Here is a 20,949-nt window from a genome sequence, read left to right on the forward strand (position 1 = left end):
CTAAATTTTATTTTTCAAAACGTAAAGAAATTCTTCTGTCTTTAGCTCTTTCTTCATCGGAAGCGTTTGCATCAACTGTTGCAAATTTGGAACCATATCCTTCAGCACCGTCAACTCTATCTCCAAATCCATTTTTAATAAATATTTCCTTTACAGTATTTGCTCTTTCTTGTGACAATTTTAAATTATCTTGGTCATTTCCTTTTTTATCTGTATAAGCTCCAATTTTAACTTTTGCATCAGGAAATTCTTTAAGTATAATTCCAATATTTTTTGCTTGTGTTTCCGATTCAGGCGTTAATTTTGTTCCGCTTCCAAATTCAAAATTGATGGCATCAAAATCAAACCATTTATTTTTTAAATCGTCGTTGGTAGCATTTTTATATTCATCGGATTGCAAAAAATTGACCATTTTGTCTTCTATTCCTCCGGGAAAAGCATTGATAACTGTTCCGCTTGGCAAAGTAATCGGAAGTAATTCTTTTATTTTATGATCTGTTGGATTAGTACTATTAGCTGAAACTGTGTCTCTATTATTTGCATTAGGCTCTACTTTTTGGATGGAATCGTTTACCGGAGTTGTAGTACCTTTCCCTTTAGAACATCCATTTTTAGAAAATAACCAAATGATTAGAATACCCGCAAGTAAAAATATGATAAGCCATTTTAACCAACCGCCACCGGAATGTTTTTCCATTTTATCTTTATATTCATGATAGGTATCTTCTACTTTTTCTTTTACGTTTTCTGCAGTTTCTTTAGTTTGAGATGAAACTTTGTTAAGAAAAGAATCTCCTAATCCTGATAGTGAAGAAACTCCTAAAATACCGGCTAAACCTGAAGGTATTGATGATAAAAAACCATTTTTTTCTGAATTTATCTGTCCTAATAAGCCTTTGAAATTTCCTCCTGCTAATAATTTTTGTCCTAAAAATCCTGCTACTAATGGTGATATAACTCCCATTAGTTTGGTAGTACTTTCACTTTTTAAGCCTGATGAAGAAGATATCAGAGAAGAAAAGTTTCCTAATTTATCTCCAAAAAGATTATTTAAAAAGCCCGAACTTAATTTTTGTGTTTCAGCATCTGCTTGTCCGGAAAACAATCCTTTTACATTAGAAATGGAAGGAATATTTCCCGCTTGTTTCAATATATTTTCTAACTTATTATCATTACCTTTTTCTAGAACTGCACCGAATAAACTGGAAACGGCTGTTTTTATTGCTGATGTAACTTTTCCTGTATCTTCTCCCAATTCTGAAGATATATTAGAAACAGCTTCGGGTGTAATAATTTTCTTTAATGAATCTAATAGATTTTCCATAACAAAATTTTTCCGTGTTAAATGTATTATTATTTAATTATAACATATTTTATCTTTTGTTTATGACAATAATTATTCCAAATAATTTAAATTATTCATAAATACTTTTTTTATATATCTGTATTTCCCTTTTTAATAACTGTTAAAAAAATAAAAAAGTATCAATAAATAAGTCAAGCCTTTTAGTAAAAAAATGTATTTTTAGCTTATGAAAACAAAATATGATATTGCTTATTTACGCATGGCTCAAGAATGGGGTAAATTATCTTATTGTGAAAGAAAGAAGGTAGGAGCTTTAATTGTTAAAAACCGTATGATTATTTCTGACGGATATAATGGTACTCCTACAGGTTTTGAAAATATATGCGAGGACGAAACGGGAACTACCAAATGGTATGTTTTGCATGCTGAGGCCAATGCCATCCTTAAAGTGGCTGCATCTACACAATCCTGCATAGGAGCTACTCTTTATGTTACACTTTCTCCTTGTCGCGAATGCAGCAAATTGATTCATCAGGCAGGTATTAAGCGTTTGGTATATATTAATGAGTATTCTGATACGAGTGGCATTGATTTTTTAAGGGAGGCAGGAATCGAAATTGAACAGATTAAGGAGGAAGAACTTTAAATTTTTCTTCGTTGTAGCTTTAATTGCTTTAAAATATCGTCTAGTAAAAATCCTCTTTCCTGCAGCAATATCAGATAATAATAAAAAACATCTGCAGCTTCATCTTTAAATAATTTATCGTTTTCCTTAGCTGCTTCAATTACTAACTCTACTGCTTCTTCTCCAAATTTTTGCGCAATTTTGGATTTGCCTTTCTTTAAAACAGTAGTAATATGTGTATTTTGCTTTTCTCCTTTAATGCTTTTTCCTATTTTTTTTTCTAAAATACTTAAATAGGAATAGGAATTTCTATTTTCTTCCAAGAAATCCGTTGTTGGTAAATATTTATCTGAATCTTTGTTGGTTTTAACTTTGATTAATATCACAGTCTTATCTTTGTTCCATAAAAATTCTTCTGCTGTGTATAAATCATCAAAAAAATCACCAACAAAATAAATTTTTTTTTCTGCCTGAGTTTTTTTTAGCAACGCATAGGTGCATTGACCGGATGTTAAAACCTTACCTGTTTTATTATCCTGAATGACAGCTATAAATTCTTTTCCTTTACTAGTGTTAGTATCTCTCATTCATTTTAAGAATTAACAACGCGAAGATACCATTTTACTTCTAATCTTATATGATTATATTTAAGAAAAGACTAACAATAATTCCTACCTTTGCACAAATAATTTAAAAAACTTTTATACAAAAAAAAAGGATTTATATGAATGATTCTTTAAAGACCGCAGAAAAAATACTTGCACAAAGTGGAGAAATTAATGAAAAACAATTTTCCCTTTTAGAAATGTTTACACATGGAGGACCTATAGGTATATTTGTAATGATCTGCCTTTTCTTGCTTTTCATGCTTTCTCTTTATATTTTCTTTGAACGTTTTCTAACCTTAAAAAAGTTTTCAAATAAAAATTCTTCCATTCTTAATGATATTAAAGATCTTATTCATCAGGGTAATATCAACGCAGCCTTAGATTTATGCAAAAGAACTCATACCCCTGAAGGTAGAATGCTTTATAAAGGATTAATGAGAATTGGTAAACCTACTCGGGATATTAGTGATGCTATAGAGAACACAGCTCAGTTGGAAATCTTTGAATTGGAAAAAAATGTAGGTGTTTTAGGTACTATTTCAGGAGCCGCTCCCATGCTAGGTTTTTTGGGTACGGTAATCGGAATGATCATTGCTTTCTTTGCTACCAGCGCACAAGATCAAGCCAGCGCTCAAATGTTAGCCGGTGGTATTTATTCTGCTATGGCAAATACTGCTGCGGGATTAATTGTTGGTTTATTGGCGTATTTATTCTATAACATTTTGGTTATTCGTATTGATAGAAGTGTACATGCATTACAGCTTACCGCTATTGATTTTCTGGATATATTAAACAAACCTGTTACTCATTAATTTATGAAATTACGAAGTAGAAATAGAGTTACTCCGGAATTCAGCATGGCATCCATAACAGATGTAATATTTTTATTGCTTACATTTTTTATGCTTACTGCATCTGCAAATCAGTCTGCTTTAAATATAAAATTGCCAACTGCCAAAGGTCAGGAAATGCCCGCTGAAAGAGTTTATATAGGGGTTTCTATGGATGGAAAATATTTTTTAAATAAAAAATTAATAGCTAAAAACGAAATCGAGCCCACCTTAAAAACGATATTTAACGCCAATCCATCTCCTACTTTTGTTATTGCAGCAGATGAAGAGGCTTTACACAAAGATGTTGTTTTTTTAATGGATATTGCCAATAGAAATAAATACAAAGTTTTAATTGCGACGAATCCGCATACTCAAGAGGAAAAATAAGCTATGAGTGATAGTTATAAAATTAAGTATTATGATAATAAAAAGGAGAAGTTAATTAGCGGTATTATTACTCTAATAATTTCAGCCGCCATATTATTATTTATTTTAACTTATAAAACCGTTTTTTTAACTATGACTCCTCCTGCTTATATTGATATAAACTTTGATATGGATGATATGGGTGCTAATTTTGGTACTGATGAAGTGGGTTTAGGGGATGAAGAGCCTATTGATCAAGATGTTTTATCGGGTGAAGGTGGAGAAGTACAATCAGTAACAAATCTTGAAGATAAATCTTCCCAAAATTCAAAACAAGAAGAAGAAAACAAACCTATTTTAGCCAATCAGAACGAAACCAAAGATATTGTTCCCGAACCTGCTAAAAAAACGGTAATTAAGAAAAAGGATAAAACCAAACCTGTAACTAAAATTAACTCAAAAACTATCCCAAATAAAACTAAATCCAAAACAGTAGCAGGTGTAGGAAATAAGAGTTCTACAGGAGGTAATCCCAAAGGAAATGCCGCTCTAGGAAATTTAATAAAAGGTAAAGGAACAGGAACATTTTCCACCGGTGAAGGGACCGGAGGAAGACCGGGTCAAAACCAAGGAGTAGAAACAGGAGGCAACGGAAGCGGTGGCGAGGGTATTGGTAACGGAAGAAAATTAGTCAGCTTCATTCCGGGCACTATGGGAAGAGGCGGAAAAGTTCCCGAACATAGTTGCAATGGTTCCGGAACTATTATTTTTTCCTATACTCTTGATAAAAATGGAAATGTTATTTCTGTTAGTCGAAAGTCAGGGATAAATAATACTTGTTTATTGAATACAGGCATTAAATGGATTAAACAATACGTAAAAGGTAATGCAGGTACTCGATCGGTAACCGGCACGTATAAAATCAATTTTTAAAAATAGTTGAAAAAAAACCAAATAAAAAAAACTTTCTATACCATAGAAAGTTTTTTTTCTGAACAATATATATTTATGCAACGCTTTTATCCAACACTGCCTTCTAACGAAATTTCCAGTAATTTTTTTGCTTCTACTGCAAATTCCATAGGAAGCTTATCAAGTACTTCTCTACTAAATCCATTAACAATTAATGCTATTGCAGTTTCCGTATCAATACCTCGCTGGTTGCAATAAAAAATCTGATCTTCACCTATTTTGGAGGTTGTGGCTTCATGTTCCATTTGGGCAGATTTATTTTTTATTTCAATATAGGGAAAGGTATGAGCTCCACAATTATTACCCATCAGCAAAGAATCACATTGAGAGAAATTTCTTGCATTATCTGCTTGAGGTAAAACTTTAACTAATCCTCGATAGCTGTTTTGTGATTTACCTGCAGAAATTCCTTTTGATATGATTGTTGATCGTGTATTTTTTCCAATATGGATCATTTTTGTACCTGTATCTGCCTGTTGACAATTATTAGTTACTGCTATTGAATAAAATTCTCCAATTGAATTATCCCCTTTCAAAATACAGGATGGATATTTCCATGTTACAGCAGAACCCGTTTCAACTTGTGTCCAAGAAATTTTAGCGTTTTTTTCGCAAAGAGCTCTTTTGGTTACGAAGTTATAAATACCTCCTTTACCATCCTTATCTCCCGGATACCAATTTTGAACGGTTGAATATTTTATTTCTGCTCCGTCTAAAGCGATTAATTCAACCACGGCTGCATGTAATTGATTTTCGTCTCTTTGAGGTGCTGTACATCCTTCCAAATAGGAAACATAGCTTCCTTCATCGGCTATTAGAAGTGTTCTTTCAAATTGACCGGTTCCGGATTGATTAATTCTAAAATAGGTAGAAAGTTCCATCGGACATTTCACTCCTTTTGGTATATAGCAAAACGAACCATCTGAAAAAACTGCCGAATTTAAAGCAGAATAAAAATTATCGCTTTTAGGCACTACTTTTCCTAAATATTTTCTAACTAAATCCGGATGATTTTGAATGGCTTCGCTAATAGAACAAAAAATAATTCCTTTTTCAGCCAATGTTTCTGTGAAGGTTGTTTTAACTGAAACACTATCTATTACCGCATCTACTGCTACACCTGTTAATCTTTTTTGTTCTTCTAACGGAATGCCTAGTTTGTCAAAAGTATTCAATAATTCCGGGTCTACTTCTTCTAAACTCGTTAATTCTTTTTTCTGTTTAGGTGCCGCATAATATTTTATATTATTGAAATCAGGCTCTTTAAAAGTAACATTAGCCCAATGAGGAGCTTTCATTTCTTTCCATAATTTAAAAGAGTCTAATCTCCATTCCAACATCCATTCCGGTTCATTCTTTCTTTTGGAAATTTCACGAACTATATCTTCATTTAATCCGGTAGGGAAATCTTCATATTCCAAATCCGTGGTCCAACCATATTCATAATCTTTTTGTTCAAGGTCTAACCGTAATTCTTCTTCTGTATATTTTGCTCTGCTCATTTTATCAATTGATTTGATTCGAAGACAGCTCAGCCATCTTTATTAAACTTGGATTGGTTCTATGTGCAAAAATACTGAGTTTATCAAACATTATAAATACACATTGATAGATTTTTTAAATAATGGAATTTTAAATTTTAAACTAGAGATGGTTTTTGAATAATAGAATAAAATCAAGTATTTTATTAAGCTATATTAATTAAAAAAAATGTTTAATAAAATTATAAATATTTAAAATTAAAATTATAAATTAAGCATGTATTAGACTAATTATAAATTATTTAAAATAAATATATAATAAATTATAATAAATATTTCATAAAACTACTAATAAGTATCTTTTTATAATTTTTGAATCATTTTTTTATACATTAGCCGAAAATAAATTTTTATATGAAGAAAATAATTTTATCTTTATTTATTGTTAATACAATTACTTTTCAATCTTGTAAAAACGACCAAAAAACAACTGAAAATCAACAAATAACGGAATCCAATTCAAATATAATAAAGGAAGAACCTATTGACTTATCTACAGACACTGTAAGTGAAATTTTAAACCAAGACATTCCTAAATTTTCAGACGCTAAAATACAAAAGTTTTTGGTAGATTATAAATCGTATATTGATCAATATATTAATGCTGCCGATGCAAAAGATATTAATAAATTAACAGAGCTTACCAAGAAAAATCAAAAATTAATTATTACTAGAAAAATTATAAGTGAAGAATTGTCTTCAAACCCTAAAGAATTAAATAAATTTAATGATTTCGTAAGAAAGTTAGATAGCATGGCTGCTGAAGTAATGAAGAAATAAATGTAAGTAATTAATAGCTATAAAAAAACCTTCTTTTTAAAAAGAAGGTTTTTTTATATACTTTTTTATTCTTTTAAACAGCAAAACTTTCACCGCACCCACAGGTTCTTTGAGCATTGGGATTGTTAAAAACAAAACCTTTTCCATTTAAACCTCCGGAGTACTCTAACGTAGTTCCTACTAAATAAAGAAAGGATTTTTTATCAACCAATATCTTAATTCCTTTATCTTCAAAGACTTTATCTTCAGGGTTTTGATTGTGATCAAAATTAAGCTTATATGACAATCCCGAACACCCCCCGCTTGCTACTCCTACTCTTACGAAATCTTTGGTACTGTCAAAACCACTTTCTTTCATCAATTCAATGATTTTTTTTTCTGCTTCTTGCGATACCTTTATCATACTATTAAACAAATAAATAGGTTTACACTAATACAAAATTACAAATAATAATTCTTACTCATTTTACACTACATATAAGTAATTGTAATAATGACATCAATTAAAATTTTGATTTAACCAGAATTCCATAATTTCTAAGCATTCTTCAGGTGCCTCTAATGCTCCCATATGTCCGGTAGAAATCTCAAAAATAGAAAGATGTTCTGTACCTTCTAATTTATTTATTAATTCGGCATTTTTAATTGCAGTATCATATTTACCCAAAATGAGTAAGATGGGTTTGTCTAAATTCCTTAAAACATCTGTCCTGTCTTTACGTAACCTCATGCCTTTTAAAGCAGCTGATATCCCTGTTAAAGAAGCATGTTTAGCCCAAGAAATTGCTGTTTTTATTTCTGATTGCATAAGGGGAACATTTTCAGGAGCAAATAAATTAGGAATTGATAAACGGAAAAATTCTTTAGGATTTTTAACTACTACTTCGGCAGCTTTTAATCTTTGTTCTTTTTTTATTTCATCATCCGGTAATGTGGTAGAATAAAATAATCCCAATCCGGAAACTTTATACTTATATAAATCTGCAAAGGCCAATGCTACATATCCTCCCATCGAATGGCCTATAATTATTACATCATCTATTTTCAAATGCTCCAAAACATTGTTTACTTTTTTGGCCATATCTTCCATTCTGTTGACTTCATTTGTTTTTTTAGAAGATCTTCCATGACCCGGTAAATCAATGGCTATAACTCTGTATTTCTTGGATAAATTATTTTGAAAAAACCTCCACATTCTTGAATTTTCTAAGAAACCGTGTAAAAAAACTATAACTTTACCTTTTCCTTTATCTCTGTAGTATAGCATACTGTTATAAGCATTAATAAATACAAAAGTACAATTTTTTACAAAGCAACTTAAGAATCCTTTGTTTTCAATTTTTATATCAGTATTTATACCATTTTTAATTTTAATTTACTATTTTTACCATTAAAATTATCCTGAGTAGCCTTTAACGATCTACTTTTTGATTAATTGTTTTTACAGATTTTTTAATAAAATATATATAATATAAAAGATATGAAAATTATTAAATTAGCATTGCTATCTTCTATTGGCTTATTAGCAATGTCTTGTGTAAGTAGAAAAGAATTTGAACAGGCAAAAGCTAATTATGAATCTTGTCTAGAAAGAAATGTTGAAAAAGATCGTTCGATCACTTCTTTAAAAGAGAGAAACAAATCTTTGGAAGAACAAATGAATTTGATACGTAAACAAAATGACGTATTACAACAAAATTTAGCCGACTGTATGGCTACCGGAAAAGCCGGAACTGTTAATATAGACAAATTAATTAGTCAAATTAATGAATCTAATGCGTATATTAAACGTTTGACAGAAGCTCGTGCAAAAAATGATTCTTTAAATCTTGCTTTATCTAATAAATTAAAACGTTCTCTAGATAATTTAAATGACAGTGATGTAGACGTTCAAGTTCAAAAAGGAGTAGTATTCATCTCATTATCAGATAAAATGCTTTATAAATCCGGTAGTTATGATGTGCTTCCAACTGCAGAAAATGTATTGGAAAAAGTAGCTAAAATTATCAATGATTACAAAGATTATGATGTTCAAGTTCAGGGATATACTGACAATGATCAATTTAAAAATTCTGCTGCAGGTTGTATAAGAGATAACTGGGATTTGAGTGCCATGAGAGCAACCTCAGTTGTTAAAATGTTACAAACTAAATTCGGAGTGGATCCTGCCAGATTACTTGCCGGAGGTCACGGAGAATATCAACCAAAAGTTCCTAATACAAATCCTGAAAATAAAGCAGTTAACAGAAGAACTGAAATTGTAATTCTTCCTAAACTAGATCAATTTATGCAATTAATGGATCAAAAAGTAAAATAAAATACTTTTCTTTGATTTACAATATACGAGGATCCTTTTTGGGATCCTTTTCTTTTTATTAAAAACCCGGTAATATCTTTTTTTTTCGCTGAAAATTATTTTTTAATTTTGTATTCTAAACTAAAAACAGTAGATATGGAAATAGCAGGAAGAATAAAATTAATATCTGATATTCAAACATTTGATAGCGGATTCAGAAAAAGAGAAGTAGTGTTAACTACGGAAGAACAATATCCTCAGCATATTTTAATTGAGCTTTTAGGAGATCGGGTAGATATCATTAATTCTTTTAATGTAGGAGATGATGTAAGAGTATCAATTAATATCAGAGGCCGTGAATGGGTTAATCCACAAGGTGAAACTAAATATTTCAACAGCATAACCGGCTGGAGAATTGAAAAATTAATGCCTGTTTCTTCCGGAATGGGACAAGATAATCCTATGGTTCCTCCTTCCGCACATATATCTCCTGCACCATCTGCTCCAAGTATGCAAGAAGAAGAGGATGATGATTTACCGTTTTAATAAAATACTCATATATTTAAAAATTATTCAAGCACCGCTAAAAAAGGTGCTTTTTTTATACGTATGTACCGGTTAACACAAAAATTAGAATTTCCCGATATCTCTTTGGCTGATGAAAGCGGACTTCTTGCCATAGGTGGAGATTTAACACCGGAAAGATTACTTCTGGCATACAAATCGGGGATTTTTCCTTGGTATAATCCTAAGGAAATTATACAATGGTGGTCTCCGGATCCCAGATTTGTACTCTATCCAAAAAATTTAAAAATTTCTAAATCAACTAAGAAATTACTGAATCAAGAGTATTTTGAATTTACGGAAAACCAATGTTTTCCGGAAGTAATTAAACAATGTGCTTCCATTAAAAGAACAGGTCAAGCAGGAACTTGGATTACCGAAGAAATGTTCCATGCTTATTGTAACTTGCATGAAAGGGGATTGGCAAAAAGTGTTGAGGTTTGGAAAAACCATAATTTGGTGGGAGGATTTTACGGTATAGATTTACATACCGTATTTTGCGGAGAAAGTATGTTTTCAAAAATCAGTAATGCTTCAAAATGCGGATTTACCTATTTCATCCAAAAATATTCTAATCAATATAAAATTATTGATTGTCAAATTTATTCTTCTTATCTGGAACAACTTGGAGCCGTTGAAATCTCACGGGAAAAATTCGAAACCTACTTAGAATGCGAGGCCATTAAAAATTTGGATTTCAATTTATAAATGCCTATTTTAGCGCACTAAAAACATATTCAGACACATGTCAAAACATAAAGGAAAGCACAATTACGCAACTAAAGAAATTTTAGATTCTTTAAATACTTCTGCCTTAGATGGTGAAAAATTCTTACAAAAGTATGCAAAACCGATAGGTATTTTTTTTGCTATTGTAATTATCGCAGTTTTAGGATATGTTATTTATGATAATTATGTAGTAACTCCAAAAAATATTGAGGCCTCCGATTTACTGGTAGACGCTCAAAATTTATATGATGAAGGAAAATCAGATCAGGCATTAGGTGGAAAATCCAGCGGAGTTTCCGGTTTTATTGACATCGCTGAAGAATATGGATCTACAAAAGCAGGAAAATTTGCTCATTTATATGCCGGAATAGCCGAATTTAAAAAAGGAAACTATCAAAATGCATTGGACCATTTTAACCAATTTGATACTTCTGACAAAGATTTAAAAGCCGTTAAATATGGCGCTATTGCTGATACTTATGCCGAACTTAATAACACAGATGAAGCACTAAATTATATGACTAAAGCTGCTAATGAAAGTTCAAATGCAGCCACTGTTTATCAATTCAGTAAAAAAGCCGGTATATTAGCTATGTCTTTAAACCAAAACGAAAAAGCCTTAGAATTTTTTCAAAATATTAAAGATAAATTTCCAGATGTAGATGCTTCAGGAGAAGTAGACGCATATATCGAAAGACTTAAATACGCAACAGGAAAACAATAATGGCAACAACAAACTTATCTATCTATAATAAAGAAAATTTACCCAATGCCGGAGCCTATCGTTTCGGTATTGTTATTTCAGATTGGAATTCTGAAGTTACTTATAACTTACACAAAGGAGCTGTTGATACTTTAATTGATTTAGGTGCTAAAGAATCTGATATTGATTCTATATTCGTACCCGGATCTGTTGAATTAGTATACGGTGCAAACAAACTATGTAACACAAAGCTTTATGATGCAGTTATTGTAATAGGATGCGTTATAAGAGGCGAAACGGCTCATTTTGATTATGTATGTAAAACTGTTACGGATGGTGTTACGTATTTAAATACACACATGGATACACCGGTGGTATTTTGCGTACTTACAGATGATCATGTACAACAGTCTTTAGATCGTAGTGGTGGAAAATTAGGAAATAAAGGGGTAGAAGCAGGGGTAGTTGCAGTACGAATGGCAGAGTTAAAGAATAAGTAATTTTATTACTTATTCTCTATAGGCTTTAATTTCGTTTATTATCTCTTCAGCGCCCATTTTTTTAGCTTTTAAGGCAAGTATTCTTCCTTTTTCATATGATTCTGAAATTGGAAAACTTTCATCTAGAAGTACTTTTTTAGTCCCGTCTAAAGAAACTATCCCAGCCTTAAAATATACGTGATTATTTTTAATTTTGGCTAAAGCTCCTATGGGCGCGGTACAGCCTCCTTCAATGCTATTTAAAAAATCCCTTTCAATATCTATACAGATTTGAGTGTCCTTATGATTAATTTTTCTCACCAATTCTGTTAATTCTCTGTTTTTTTCCAAAGAGGTAATGCCAACTACACCTTGTGCCGGAGCCGGAATAATAAAATCCAATACTTCATAATCCAAAGGTAAACCTAGTCTCTTTATTCCTGCAAGTGAAAAAATAGTCCCATCAAAACCTTCTGAATCTAATTTTGATAATCTGGTTTGTACATTTCCGCGTATATTTCCAAATGTTACTTCTGGATATTTTGCTTTCCAAAAGGCTCTCCTTCTTAAACTGCCTGTTCCTAAATATAAATTTTCATAAGAATTTAGTTTTTCTATTTTATTCGGATTTCTAACTAATACATCTGCTTCATAATCCCTTTCTAGAACCGCTGATAAATGTATTCCTTCCGGTAATAAGGTGGGTACATCCTTGAGACTGTGAACAGCAACATCTATCTTATCATTTAAAAGTGCAATATCCAAATCTCTTGTAAAAACACCAATAATATCCATTTGATACAAAGGTTGTGTGAGATTCTTATCTCCATGTGAGGTAATGGGTACAATTACAGCTTGGAAACCTAATTCCTTAAATTTCTTTTGCACTTTTAACGCTTGCCACATTGCTAATGGGCTATTTCGTGTTCCAATACGAATAGGGCTCATAAATATTTTATACTTTATATTCTTGCAGTTGAAACATTTCCGTAAATAAATTTATGGTGTCATCTGCTTTTTCAGGGTTAGTAATAAGATAGTTAGCTAGTCTGTTGGTAATTTTTTGTACTATGCGATTTGATAATTCTGTTTCTTCTTCAGAAATTACCATCTGATCTTTTTTTAATGTTTTCAATTGATGTTCTTTAATTCTCTCTAAATCTGATTTGAAAGCGTGAATGATCGGCGCATATTTTCTATTTTCAGACCAAATTATAAATTCATTTATCATTTCGTCTATAATCCCTTCAGCTATAGGAATTTCTTTATTTCTTAGTTCCAGTGTTTCGTTGATTTTTTGGGACAAATCATCAACATTTAGTAAAGTTATATGATTGTTTTCTTTTACAGATAAACAAACATTGGAAGGGATGGATAAATCAATTAAAGTTATGGGTTGATTAGAAAGTAAATCTTTTTTTGTAATTATAGGTTTCGATGCCCCGGTTGCTACAATAACAATATCTGAATTAATAACCTGTTCTTGCATTTGCTCATAGTTTGCCACCTTTAGATTGAATGTTTGGGCTACTCCTTGCGCTTTAGAAAAGGTTCTGTTAAGTACTGTTATGTTAGGATTATTGATATGTTTTATTAAATTTTCACAAGTATTTTTACCAATTTTTCCTGTACCAATCAAGGTAATTTTTTTCTCTGATAGTTGCGTGAAATGAGTTAAGATATAATGCACTGCTGCATAAGACATAGACGTAATTCCTGTACTTATTGAAGTTGTATATTTAATTTTTTTTGAGGTTTGAATGCCTGTGTTTAGTAATCTTTCCAAAAAAGCATTAGTGCAATTATGTTTTTTAAATCTTTTAAACCATGTTTTTATTTGAGATATGATTTCAAAATCACCTATAATTTGACTTTCTAAACCTGCTGAAACTCTTAAAAAATGTTTAATGGCTTCTTCTCTTCTATAAATGGTTATATACTTTATAAATTCAGCAGAATCTACTTTTATTTGCTTGCAAAATATATCAATTACATAATCCGGGTTTTCTGTTTGAAAATATAATTCTGTACGGTTACATGTGGATAATATGAAAATATGAGTATCCGACAGGGAGTTAATTTTGTTGGAAAACTCTTCCACAAAATCAGGAAAAAAACTAAATTTTCCTCTAATTTCTGTATCTGCCTTTACAAAGCTCAAACTTATTGCATAAAAGTTTTTAATATTATTAGGCTGAAGCTTTTTCATATATTTTGTTCAAGCAAATTTATGAGTACATGTATGGAGAAAATACCTATATTTATAAAAAAATACCTATAAAAGTAAATTTTTACAATTTTAGAACTAATCTAAATAGTTAATTAACATGATAAATATCATGATTTTGTGGTTGTAAATTGATAGATAAAGAATTTGGTAATGGATTTAAAAAATACCTTTAAAAGTAGAATTAGAGAAAACAAAATTGGATCGGATATTTATATGGCTCAGATAGATAATTATACTATTCTGACTGATACCATTTCCAAACCTGTTGGCAAACGGTTTGTGCAATTTTATCTTTGTACTAAAGGAAGAGCCACTTTTCATTTTAAAAATGAATCTTTACGTGTTATGAATGAAGGGAATTCCTTACTTCTTTTTCATCCTGAAATAGATATTCCTATTAATATCAGTTTATCGAAAAAATCAAAACTGGTCATTTTCGTAATAGCTATTCAAAAACTGGAAGATATTTTTTCCAAACATAAAGATAAACTTCCTTTACTCATTCAAAACAATTACACTAAATTTTATCATGAAAAGCCTTTAAGCATTCAAGAAAAGTTAATTATTTCACAACTTGAAGATTTTACCTTAGATCAAGAATTTGAAAATCATTATTTGACATTAAAATTACATGAATTCTTACTTTATTATTTTTCTTCAAATTCCTCTACTTCTTCATACCATTTACCTATAAAAGATGAAAAATTCATTCGTAAGATTTATGAAATAAAAGAGGTCTTAATGGAGAATATAGCTTCTCCACCTACTTTAAAAGAACTTTCTGAATCTACTAATTTAAGTGAGTATAAAATTAAAGAAGGTTTTAAAAAAATATACGGAAAATCAATTTCTCATTTTATACTGGATACAAAATTAGAAATCGGTAAAGAAAAATTAAACTTGAAAGTTAAACAGGTGCAGGAAATCGCTTATGATTTAGGATATGAAAATCCCAGTCATTTTATAGAGGCTTTTAAGAAAAAATATGGAATTACTCCCAAGCAATGGATGATGAAATAACAATTTTTTCATAATTGATATATACATTTATTTTAAATTTTTTTTCTCTTTATTGGGATATAAATATCTTCTTCCGAATCGGGATCATTATTTTTATATATGACGATAATTTAAATCGTCTCCAACTAATCCAATTCAAATACATAATAAATTATTAAAATACTTATAAGACATATATTTCTTTGCATTTTCAAAACAAATAGAAATTTTATTTCTCTATAACATCAACCTAATTTAAAATTTAGTATTTTTAGATTATAATTTATATGCTTTAATGAAACAAAAGGAAAAAGTAGAGTACATAATAACGGAGTTAAACAAGCTCTATCCAAACCCTATTGCTCCGTTAGTCTATCAAGATGTATTTACTTTATTAATTTCCGTATTACTTTCTGCTCAAACAACGGATAAGAAGGTTAATGAAGTTACACCTGCTCTCTACAAAGTTGCTCCCAATGCTTTTAAAATGGCTGAATTGCCTGAGTGGGAAATCAAAGAATACATAAAAGAAATTGGCTTATCAAATACTAAATCCAAAAATATCCATAAACTTTCTACTATTTTGGTAGAAAAATATAACGGAGAAGTTCCGGAAAGTTTTGAGGAATTAGAAGCCTTACCCGGCGTGGGTCATAAAACGGCTTCTGTTGTCATGAGCCAAGGTTTTGGACACCCGGCATTTCCTGTTGATACACACATTCACAGACTTATGAAATTATGGAAATTAACCAACGGAAAAAATGTTGAACAAACAGAAAAAGATGCTAAACGGTTATTTCCTAAAGAATTATGGAATATCTTACACATTCAAATTATTTTTTACGGTCGGGAATATTCTCCGGCTAGAGGCTGGAGTTTAGAAAAAGATTTTATAACCAAATATTTATTAGAAAATTAGTTAATTAAAATTATGAAAAATATTGTTCTTGTTGCAGGGGCTTTTTATGGTTTAATTTCCATTATTTTAGGAGCATTCGGTGCTCATGCTTTTAAAAAAATGCTTTCAGCTGAAAAATTAGTAAGCTTTGAAACGGGTGTTAAATATCAAATGTATCATGCATTGGCTCTTTTAATTATTGGATTTTCTCTATCGTTTAGCTCGGGTTTGGAAAAATGGGCCGGATGGGGAATGATTATAGGTACATTTCTATTTTCTTTCAGTATTTATCTATTGGCTTTTTCTGATTATTGGAATATCAATTTACGTTTTTTAGGCCCTGTAACTCCCATTGGGGGAACATTTATGATCATAGGGTGGGCTTGTTTATTATTTTATTTTATTAAAAGTAATTAAATGCTCTTTTAAAAACGTTCTAACTTTTACTATTACAAATTCATACGACAACATCAAGTAAAATTTAGACGAGTCATTTTTTAATTCATTTTGATAAAAGTCTTCGTATAGCCTGGGAGAAAAGTCGTGTAAATGGACACTTTGGTGTAAGTTAGTATTTTCATAACAGGCAATATCTTTTCTACTGATATAAGGAGGATAAATGGTGAAAGTAGGTTTTTGCAGAGCTTTTGCCGTAATTACAAATCTACTGCTATTTCCAATAAATAAAGTGCAATTTTGCATAAAAGCGGCATACTCACGTATTGTTTTTCCTACCGGCTGAACAAATACTTTGGTATTAGAATTTAGTAAAGATAGCAGCTCGTTTACTTGTTTATACTGCGAAGGCAAATAGGTAAATAATAAATCGGCTCTATAATTTGCCCAAATAAAATCTATAAGTTTTGCCATATTACCCACCGTCCAAGTATTATGTATGTTTGAACCCAAAACACCCAACATAATTACCGGTCGTTTAAAATGTATGCCCGCATTTATCATTTTTTCTTTAGCGTCCTCAATTTCATCTTCTGCTAGATATATTTTAGCTAACGGATCGATAGGTATAGGGTTATCTTTAAGAAATTCTTGTAAGATTACTAAACGATCTTCCAATAAAGTACACGTTTGAGTAATTGGTTCTTCTACTTTAGAGATGGTTTTATCATAAAATTTATCCAATAAAGGATTGAAAAAACTGTATTTTTTCTTTGCTTTTGAAAATAGGGTTAGCAAGATACTGTTAAAATTCTGCGACATATCAATAAGTATGTCGTATTTTTCACTTCTTACTAACTGGATATATTTATATACGAAAAGTACGGAACGTATATGCTCCGTATCTATAGCTATTATACGGTCAATATTAGGATTTCTCTGTATAACTCCAATATATTTTTTATAACAAAGAAAATCTATCTTAATATCCGGATAGATTTTCTTTAGATTATTAGGAATTACACTGGAGAGTAATACTTCTCCAACATTGTTATATTGTATTAATAGCGCTTTCACTATATGATTAATATCTAAACAGATACGTTATGCTCTCTAAGAGCATCATTTAACGATGTTTTCTTGTCTGTACTTTCTTTTCTAGTTCCTATAATTAAGGCACAATTTACGTTATATTCTCCTGCAGGGAATTTTTTAGTTATAGACCCTGGAATTACTACTGAACGTGGAGGCACATATCCTCTGTATTCTTTAGGTTCGCTTCCTGAAACATCAATTATTTTAGTAGAAGAAGTTAAAGTAACGTTTGCTCCTAAAACCGCTTCATCATCAACATGTACACCTTCTACAACAATACAACGTGAACCAATAAAGCAATTATTTCCAATAATAACCGGTGCCGCTTGTAAAGGTTCTAAAACACCGCCAATACCAACACCTCCGCTTAAATGTACATTTTTACCAATCTGTGCACAACTTCCTACGGTTGCCCAAGTATCTACCATAGTACCTTCATCTACATAAGCACCTATATTAACATAAGAAGGCATTAAGATCGCACCGCTGGAAATATATGCTCCTTTTCTTGCAACTGCATGAGGTACTACACGAACTCCTTTTTCTGCATATCCTGTTTTTAAAGGAATTTTATCATGATACTCAAAAATACCTACTTCATAGGTTTCCATTTTTTGTATAGGGAAATATAATACTACCGCTTTTTTAACCCACTCATTTACTTGCCATTTTCCATCTTCTAACGGCTGTGCTACTCTTAGTTTTCCTGAATCTAACAATTCTATTACTTCTCGAATTGCTTTTTGATATTCTTTATCCGATAATAATGCACGGTCATTCCAAACTTTTTCAATAGTTTGTTGTAAATCTTTCATATTTTTTGTTTATACAACAAATTTAACAATTTTTATAATTGTTTTTTACGTTTATTTACATGTATACACACATATTTTAGAAATATAATAAGAATAAAATTGTTTATTAAGTGAATTGTTATTCATTTTTAATAAAATAAACAGTAATATATAAATATAATTAGCCGGTAAATATTAAAAATTTATAATGGGTATTAATTTTAAGTTTGGGAAAATTGGGCTTCGTAAAGTTTTCTATAGTACCCTTTTCGTTGTAACAAGGAATTATGGTTTCCTATTTCAACTATTTTACCATGATCTAATACGATAATTTTGTCCGCATTCTGTATGGTAGCTAAACGATGAGCAATAATAATGGAAGTTCGATTTTTAGTAATCTTATCGGTAGCTTTTTGTATTAATTCCTCTGATTTAGTGTCTATAGATGAAGTTGCTTCATCTAACACCAGAATAGAAGGGTTATATAAATAAGCCCGTAAAAAGGAAATCAATTGTCGTTGACCTAAAGAGATGGAAGCTCCCCGTTCACTTACTTCATAGCCGTAACCATTGGGAAGGCTCATTATAAAATCATCTATTTGAATTTCTTTTGCAGCTTTCCGTACTTCTTCTAAGGTTATATCTTTATTTCCAAAAGTGATATTTTCTAAAATGGTATCATTAAACAAAAATACATCTTGTAATACGACAGCGATGTGCGACCGTAAATTGTGTAATTCATACGATTTTATATCCGTTCCGTCTATATATATATGCCCTCCCGAAATTTCATAAAAACGGCTTAATAAATTTATAATAGTTGATTTTCCTGCTCCGGTAGCTCCAACAATTGCTACTTTTTCTCCACCGGAAACCGTAAATGAAAGATCTTTAAGAACACTTTCTCCTTTTACGTATGAAAATGATACATGGTCAAAAATGATATCTCCTTTAATTTTGTCTTTTTTTACAGTTCCTTTATTTGATATTTCATGATTGGAATCCAAAACGGTAAAAACTCGTTCCGCTCCAACAATACCTCTTTGAATGGTATTAAAGCGATCTGCTATTTGCCTCATGGGCCTCACCAGCATGTTCACATAGGAAGTAGTAAAAGCTATAACTACACCCGGTGATATATTGTGTGCCGTTAATGCATTATAACCTGCATACCATATCATGACACCAATGGCAATACCGGTAATAATATCGACAGCAGGAAAAAACAGTGAAAAATAGAAAACTGTTTTAAGATAGGCTTTTTCTAATTTTTGATTAATTTGAAAAAACTTTTTATATTCTTTTTTCTGTTGATTAAATACTTGAACGATGGTCATTCCTGACAGCCTCTCTTGAACAAAGCTGTTTTGATTGGCTGTTTGATTTCTTTCTTCAGAAAAAGCTTTTTTTATGGCTTTTTGAAATATTCGGGTTATAATAGTCATTATCGGGAAGATGAACAATGCTATGGTTGCTAATTCCCAATTAATCCAATACATAGTTACTACCACAAAAATTATACGAAGAATATCTCCTAAAACCATTAAAATTCCATCGGTATAAATAGTTGAAATAGTTTCGATATCGGATACAGAACGAGTGACTAACACTCCTAAAGGCGTTTTATCGAAAAAAGAAGATTTAAAATAAATGAGCTTTTTGTATAATTTTATACGTAAGCTACGAATTACATTTTGGGCAACAAAGTTAGAAGCATAAACTAAAAAAAATTGTAAAACAACTTCAATCAACATTAATAAAAAAATAAGCAAAAGGGAATGATATAAATTTGAAAAATTTTTATTTTTAATAATATCAACATCTATTGCATGACTAATTACAACCGGACGGAAAGAGGAAACATATGCTAACGCCAATGCTATAAAAATTGTAGAATAAAACCATACAGGATATTTACTTCCCAATTCCATTAATCGAGAAAGTGCTTGACCTGCTTTTACGTTTTTTTCTTTTTTATGTTTCATAATATATATCCTGAGGATAGTTAACTTTCACTAAAGTAAGACCTTTAGCAGGTGCTGAAGTGGAAGCAAATTTACGGTCTTTTTTTTCAATTATGTTTCTAAATTCCTTTTCGTCAATTTTTCCTCTGCCAACATCCATGAGAGTTCCTGCAATTGCTCTAACCATATTTCTCAAAAATCTATTAGCAGCGATGGTAAATACTAATTCATCTTCATATTGTTTCCATTCTGCTTGGTAAATATAGCAATCATTCGTTTTATTATCCGAATGTAGTTTTGAAAAACTGGTAAAGTCTTTATATTCAAATAATACTTTTGCAGCTTTGTTCATTTTATCTACATCAAACTGATAGAAAAGAAATTGAGCATGGAATTGCTGTTTAAAAGGATTTTTCAGGGTAGAAATTCTATACTTATAAATTCTTTCCGTTGCATCGAAACGTGCATGTGCGGAGTCTTTAACTCGGAATATTGCTTTTATGGAAATATCCGAAGGCAATAAAGAATTTAATTTTCTAACCAATTGATCCGGCAATTCTTCTTCCCAATCAAAATGAGCATACATTTCAGCTGCATGAACTCCCGTATCGGTTCTTCCTGCACCTATTGTTTTTATCTCTTTTCTAAGTAATCGACTTAATGCCGATTCTAATTTTTCTTGTACTGATATATGTTTTGGCTGTCTCTGATACCCGTAATATTGAGTACCATCGTATGAAAATTGAATGAAATAACGCAATTTTATTGTAA

The 20,949-nt window shown here is 30.8% G+C and carries 24 protein-coding genes; 13 read left to right on the top strand and 11 right to left on the bottom strand.

Annotation, left to right across the window (positions count from 1 at the left end; genetic code table 11):
* Window positions 1-7 precede the first annotated feature (7 nt).
* Window positions 8-1,324, bottom strand: coding sequence for an OmpA family protein (locus G8C43_RS06670; protein ID WP_166004981.1), 1,317 nt, complete (start codon window positions 1,322-1,324; stop codon window positions 8-10).
* A 208-nt stretch (window positions 1,325-1,532) separates the two neighbouring features.
* On the opposite strand from G8C43_RS06670, the gene G8C43_RS06675 reads away from it, so the two are divergent.
* A complete protein-coding gene (locus tag G8C43_RS06675) occupies window positions 1,533-1,952 on the top strand; it encodes a deoxycytidylate deaminase (protein ID WP_105296502.1) in 420 nt (139 codons plus the stop codon).
* On the opposite strand, the gene hisE is transcribed toward G8C43_RS06675, so the two are convergent.
* Window positions 1,949-2,518, bottom strand: coding sequence for a phosphoribosyl-ATP diphosphatase (gene hisE, locus G8C43_RS06680; protein WP_160566227.1), 570 nt, complete (start codon window positions 2,516-2,518; stop codon window positions 1,949-1,951). The genes G8C43_RS06675 and hisE overlap by 4 nt on opposite strands.
* A gap of 137 nt (window positions 2,519-2,655) precedes the next feature.
* Between hisE and G8C43_RS06685 the strand changes: the two genes are divergently transcribed.
* From G8C43_RS06685 to G8C43_RS06695, 3 genes are read left to right on the top strand one after another with little or no spacing between them, the layout of a single operon-like run.
* Window positions 2,656-3,351 (top strand): MotA/TolQ/ExbB proton channel family protein, encoded by a 696-nt coding sequence (locus G8C43_RS06685; RefSeq protein WP_160542919.1) that lies wholly within the window; start codon window positions 2,656-2,658, stop codon window positions 3,349-3,351.
* 3 nt (window positions 3,352-3,354) lie between these two features.
* Window positions 3,355-3,759, top strand: a complete 405-nt coding sequence (locus G8C43_RS06690; protein ID WP_160566225.1) for an ExbD/TolR family protein — start codon at window positions 3,355-3,357, stop codon at window positions 3,757-3,759.
* Between the two features lie 3 nt (window positions 3,760-3,762).
* Window positions 3,763-4,671 carry a ferric siderophore ABC transporter substrate-binding protein gene (locus tag G8C43_RS06695; protein WP_166004983.1) on the top strand — a complete coding sequence of 303 codons (909 nt, stop codon included), beginning with the start codon at window positions 3,763-3,765 and terminating at the stop codon, window positions 4,669-4,671.
* 86 nt (window positions 4,672-4,757) lie between these two features.
* On the opposite strand, the gene sufB is transcribed toward G8C43_RS06695, so the two are convergent.
* Complete coding sequence (gene sufB / locus G8C43_RS06700) at window positions 4,758-6,212, bottom strand: Fe-S cluster assembly protein SufB (RefSeq protein ID WP_166004985.1); 1,455 nt, start codon at window positions 6,210-6,212, stop codon at window positions 4,758-4,760.
* A 393-nt stretch (window positions 6,213-6,605) separates the two neighbouring features.
* Between sufB and G8C43_RS06705 the strand changes: the two genes are divergently transcribed.
* Window positions 6,606-7,031, top strand: coding sequence for a hypothetical protein (locus G8C43_RS06705; protein WP_160542923.1), 426 nt, complete (start codon window positions 6,606-6,608; stop codon window positions 7,029-7,031).
* Window positions 7,032-7,104: 73 nt separating this feature from the next.
* On the opposite strand, the gene G8C43_RS06710 is transcribed toward G8C43_RS06705, so the two are convergent.
* Both G8C43_RS06710 and G8C43_RS06715 read right to left on the bottom strand, forming a co-directional pair.
* Window positions 7,105-7,434, bottom strand: coding sequence for a HesB/IscA family protein (locus tag G8C43_RS06710; RefSeq protein WP_105296495.1), 330 nt, complete (start codon window positions 7,432-7,434; stop codon window positions 7,105-7,107).
* A gap of 96 nt (window positions 7,435-7,530) precedes the next feature.
* Window positions 7,531-8,298, bottom strand: a complete 768-nt coding sequence (locus G8C43_RS06715) for an alpha/beta fold hydrolase (RefSeq protein WP_160542924.1) — start codon at window positions 8,296-8,298, stop codon at window positions 7,531-7,533.
* 213 nt (window positions 8,299-8,511) lie between these two features.
* On the opposite strand from G8C43_RS06715, the gene G8C43_RS06720 reads away from it, so the two are divergent.
* The 5 genes from G8C43_RS06720 to ribH all read left to right on the top strand — a co-directional run bounded on the left by G8C43_RS06720 (window position 8,512) and on the right by ribH (window position 11,823).
* Complete coding sequence (locus G8C43_RS06720; RefSeq protein WP_160542925.1) at window positions 8,512-9,348, top strand: flagellar motor protein MotB; 837 nt, start codon at window positions 8,512-8,514, stop codon at window positions 9,346-9,348.
* A gap of 135 nt (window positions 9,349-9,483) precedes the next feature.
* On the top strand, window positions 9,484-9,873 hold the full coding sequence (locus G8C43_RS06725) for a DUF3127 domain-containing protein (RefSeq protein ID WP_105296492.1): 390 nt from the start codon (window positions 9,484-9,486) through the stop codon (window positions 9,871-9,873).
* Window positions 9,874-9,936: 63 nt separating this feature from the next.
* The gene (gene aat, locus G8C43_RS06730; RefSeq protein WP_166004987.1) at window positions 9,937-10,599 is read left to right on the top strand and encodes a leucyl/phenylalanyl-tRNA--protein transferase; all 663 of its coding nucleotides are present in this window, start codon (window positions 9,937-9,939) and stop codon (window positions 10,597-10,599) included.
* Between the two features lie 37 nt (window positions 10,600-10,636).
* Window positions 10,637-11,344, top strand: coding sequence for a tetratricopeptide repeat protein (locus G8C43_RS06735; protein WP_160567788.1), 708 nt, complete (start codon window positions 10,637-10,639; stop codon window positions 11,342-11,344).
* Complete coding sequence (gene ribH / locus G8C43_RS06740; RefSeq protein ID WP_166004989.1) at window positions 11,344-11,823, top strand: 6,7-dimethyl-8-ribityllumazine synthase; 480 nt, start codon at window positions 11,344-11,346, stop codon at window positions 11,821-11,823. Before G8C43_RS06735 ends, ribH begins: the two co-directional genes overlap by 1 nt.
* Before the next feature lie 9 nt (window positions 11,824-11,832).
* Here ribH and hemC read toward each other — a convergent pair whose 3' ends face one another.
* Together hemC and hemA are read right to left on the bottom strand one after the other, a co-directional pair.
* A complete protein-coding gene (gene hemC / locus G8C43_RS06745) occupies window positions 11,833-12,750 on the bottom strand; it encodes a hydroxymethylbilane synthase (protein ID WP_166004991.1) in 918 nt (305 codons plus the stop codon).
* Window positions 12,751-12,757: 7 nt separating this feature from the next.
* Window positions 12,758-14,011 carry a glutamyl-tRNA reductase gene (gene hemA, locus G8C43_RS06750; protein ID WP_166004993.1) on the bottom strand — a complete coding sequence of 418 codons (1,254 nt, stop codon included), beginning with the start codon at window positions 14,009-14,011 and terminating at the stop codon, window positions 12,758-12,760.
* A 171-nt stretch (window positions 14,012-14,182) separates the two neighbouring features.
* Between hemA and G8C43_RS06755 the strand changes: the two genes are divergently transcribed.
* The 3 genes from G8C43_RS06755 to G8C43_RS06765 all read left to right on the top strand — a co-directional run bounded on the left by G8C43_RS06755 (window position 14,183) and on the right by G8C43_RS06765 (window position 16,346).
* Window positions 14,183-15,052, top strand: coding sequence for a helix-turn-helix domain-containing protein (locus tag G8C43_RS06755; protein ID WP_166004995.1), 870 nt, complete (start codon window positions 14,183-14,185; stop codon window positions 15,050-15,052).
* A 274-nt stretch (window positions 15,053-15,326) separates the two neighbouring features.
* On the top strand, window positions 15,327-15,950 hold the full coding sequence (gene nth, locus G8C43_RS06760; RefSeq protein WP_160542931.1) for an endonuclease III: 624 nt from the start codon (window positions 15,327-15,329) through the stop codon (window positions 15,948-15,950).
* Between the two features lie 12 nt (window positions 15,951-15,962).
* Entirely contained in the window at window positions 15,963-16,346 is a 384-nt protein-coding gene (locus tag G8C43_RS06765) for a DUF423 domain-containing protein (protein ID WP_160542932.1), read from the top strand.
* Here the strand turns inward: G8C43_RS06765 and G8C43_RS06770 are convergent.
* From G8C43_RS06770 to truA, 4 genes are all read right to left on the bottom strand, one after another.
* Window positions 16,320-17,402 (bottom strand): glycosyltransferase family 9 protein, encoded by a 1,083-nt coding sequence (locus G8C43_RS06770; RefSeq protein WP_166004997.1) that lies wholly within the window; start codon window positions 17,400-17,402, stop codon window positions 16,320-16,322. The genes G8C43_RS06765 and G8C43_RS06770 overlap by 27 nt on opposite strands.
* 14 nt (window positions 17,403-17,416) lie before the next feature.
* Window positions 17,417-18,235 carry a 2,3,4,5-tetrahydropyridine-2,6-dicarboxylate N-succinyltransferase gene (locus G8C43_RS06775; protein ID WP_160542934.1) on the bottom strand — a complete coding sequence of 273 codons (819 nt, stop codon included), beginning with the start codon at window positions 18,233-18,235 and terminating at the stop codon, window positions 17,417-17,419.
* A 200-nt stretch (window positions 18,236-18,435) separates the two neighbouring features.
* Entirely contained in the window at window positions 18,436-20,199 is a 1,764-nt protein-coding gene (locus G8C43_RS06780; RefSeq protein WP_185152350.1) for an ABC transporter ATP-binding protein, read from the bottom strand.
* Window positions 20,189-20,938 carry a tRNA pseudouridine(38-40) synthase TruA gene (truA, locus tag G8C43_RS06785; RefSeq protein WP_166004999.1) on the bottom strand — a complete coding sequence of 250 codons (750 nt, stop codon included), beginning with the start codon at window positions 20,936-20,938 and terminating at the stop codon, window positions 20,189-20,191. Before truA ends, G8C43_RS06780 begins: the two co-directional genes overlap by 11 nt.
* Window positions 20,939-20,949 lie beyond the last annotated feature (11 nt).

The sequence above is a fragment of the Apibacter sp. B2966 genome, from assembly GCF_011082485.1.
Classification (GTDB): domain Bacteria; phylum Bacteroidota; class Bacteroidia; order Flavobacteriales; family Weeksellaceae; genus Apibacter.

Excerpts from the sequence above, each read along its gene's own strand:
- nth (WP_160542931.1), top strand. The coding sequence starts at position 15,327 with ATGAAACAAAAGGAAAAAGTAGAGTACATAATAACGGAGTTAAACAAG.
- ribH (WP_166004989.1), top strand. The coding sequence starts at position 11,344 with ATGGCAACAACAAACTTATCTATCTATAATAAAGAAAATTTACCCAAT.
- hemA (WP_166004993.1), bottom strand. The coding sequence starts at position 14,011 with ATGAAAAAGCTTCAGCCTAATAATATTAAAAACTTTTATGCAATAAGT.
- G8C43_RS06725 (WP_105296492.1), top strand. The coding sequence starts at position 9,484 with ATGGAAATAGCAGGAAGAATAAAATTAATATCTGATATTCAAACATTT.
- G8C43_RS06690 (WP_160566225.1), top strand. The coding sequence starts at position 3,355 with ATGAAATTACGAAGTAGAAATAGAGTTACTCCGGAATTCAGCATGGCA.
- G8C43_RS06670 (WP_166004981.1), bottom strand. The coding sequence starts at position 1,324 with ATGGAAAATCTATTAGATTCATTAAAGAAAATTATTACACCCGAAGCT.
- G8C43_RS06705 (WP_160542923.1), top strand. The coding sequence starts at position 6,606 with ATGAAGAAAATAATTTTATCTTTATTTATTGTTAATACAATTACTTTT.
- G8C43_RS06675 (WP_105296502.1), top strand. The coding sequence starts at position 1,533 with ATGAAAACAAAATATGATATTGCTTATTTACGCATGGCTCAAGAATGG.
- hisE (WP_160566227.1), bottom strand. The coding sequence starts at position 2,518 with ATGAGAGATACTAACACTAGTAAAGGAAAAGAATTTATAGCTGTCATT.
- G8C43_RS06715 (WP_160542924.1), bottom strand. The coding sequence starts at position 8,298 with ATGCTATACTACAGAGATAAAGGAAAAGGTAAAGTTATAGTTTTTTTA.
- G8C43_RS06780 (WP_185152350.1), bottom strand. The coding sequence starts at position 20,199 with ATGAAACATAAAAAAGAAAAAAACGTAAAAGCAGGTCAAGCACTTTCT.
- G8C43_RS06720 (WP_160542925.1), top strand. The coding sequence starts at position 8,512 with ATGAAAATTATTAAATTAGCATTGCTATCTTCTATTGGCTTATTAGCA.
- G8C43_RS06765 (WP_160542932.1), top strand. The coding sequence starts at position 15,963 with ATGAAAAATATTGTTCTTGTTGCAGGGGCTTTTTATGGTTTAATTTCC.
- G8C43_RS06755 (WP_166004995.1), top strand. The coding sequence starts at position 14,183 with ATGGATTTAAAAAATACCTTTAAAAGTAGAATTAGAGAAAACAAAATT.
- aat (WP_166004987.1), top strand. The coding sequence starts at position 9,937 with ATGTACCGGTTAACACAAAAATTAGAATTTCCCGATATCTCTTTGGCT.
- G8C43_RS06775 (WP_160542934.1), bottom strand. The coding sequence starts at position 18,235 with ATGAAAGATTTACAACAAACTATTGAAAAAGTTTGGAATGACCGTGCA.
- G8C43_RS06710 (WP_105296495.1), bottom strand. The coding sequence starts at position 7,434 with ATGATAAAGGTATCGCAAGAAGCAGAAAAAAAAATCATTGAATTGATG.
- G8C43_RS06735 (WP_160567788.1), top strand. The coding sequence starts at position 10,637 with ATGTCAAAACATAAAGGAAAGCACAATTACGCAACTAAAGAAATTTTA.
- hemC (WP_166004991.1), bottom strand. The coding sequence starts at position 12,750 with ATGAGCCCTATTCGTATTGGAACACGAAATAGCCCATTAGCAATGTGG.
- sufB (WP_166004985.1), bottom strand. The coding sequence starts at position 6,212 with ATGAGCAGAGCAAAATATACAGAAGAAGAATTACGGTTAGACCTTGAA.
- G8C43_RS06685 (WP_160542919.1), top strand. The coding sequence starts at position 2,656 with ATGAATGATTCTTTAAAGACCGCAGAAAAAATACTTGCACAAAGTGGA.
- G8C43_RS06695 (WP_166004983.1), top strand. The coding sequence starts at position 3,763 with ATGAGTGATAGTTATAAAATTAAGTATTATGATAATAAAAAGGAGAAG.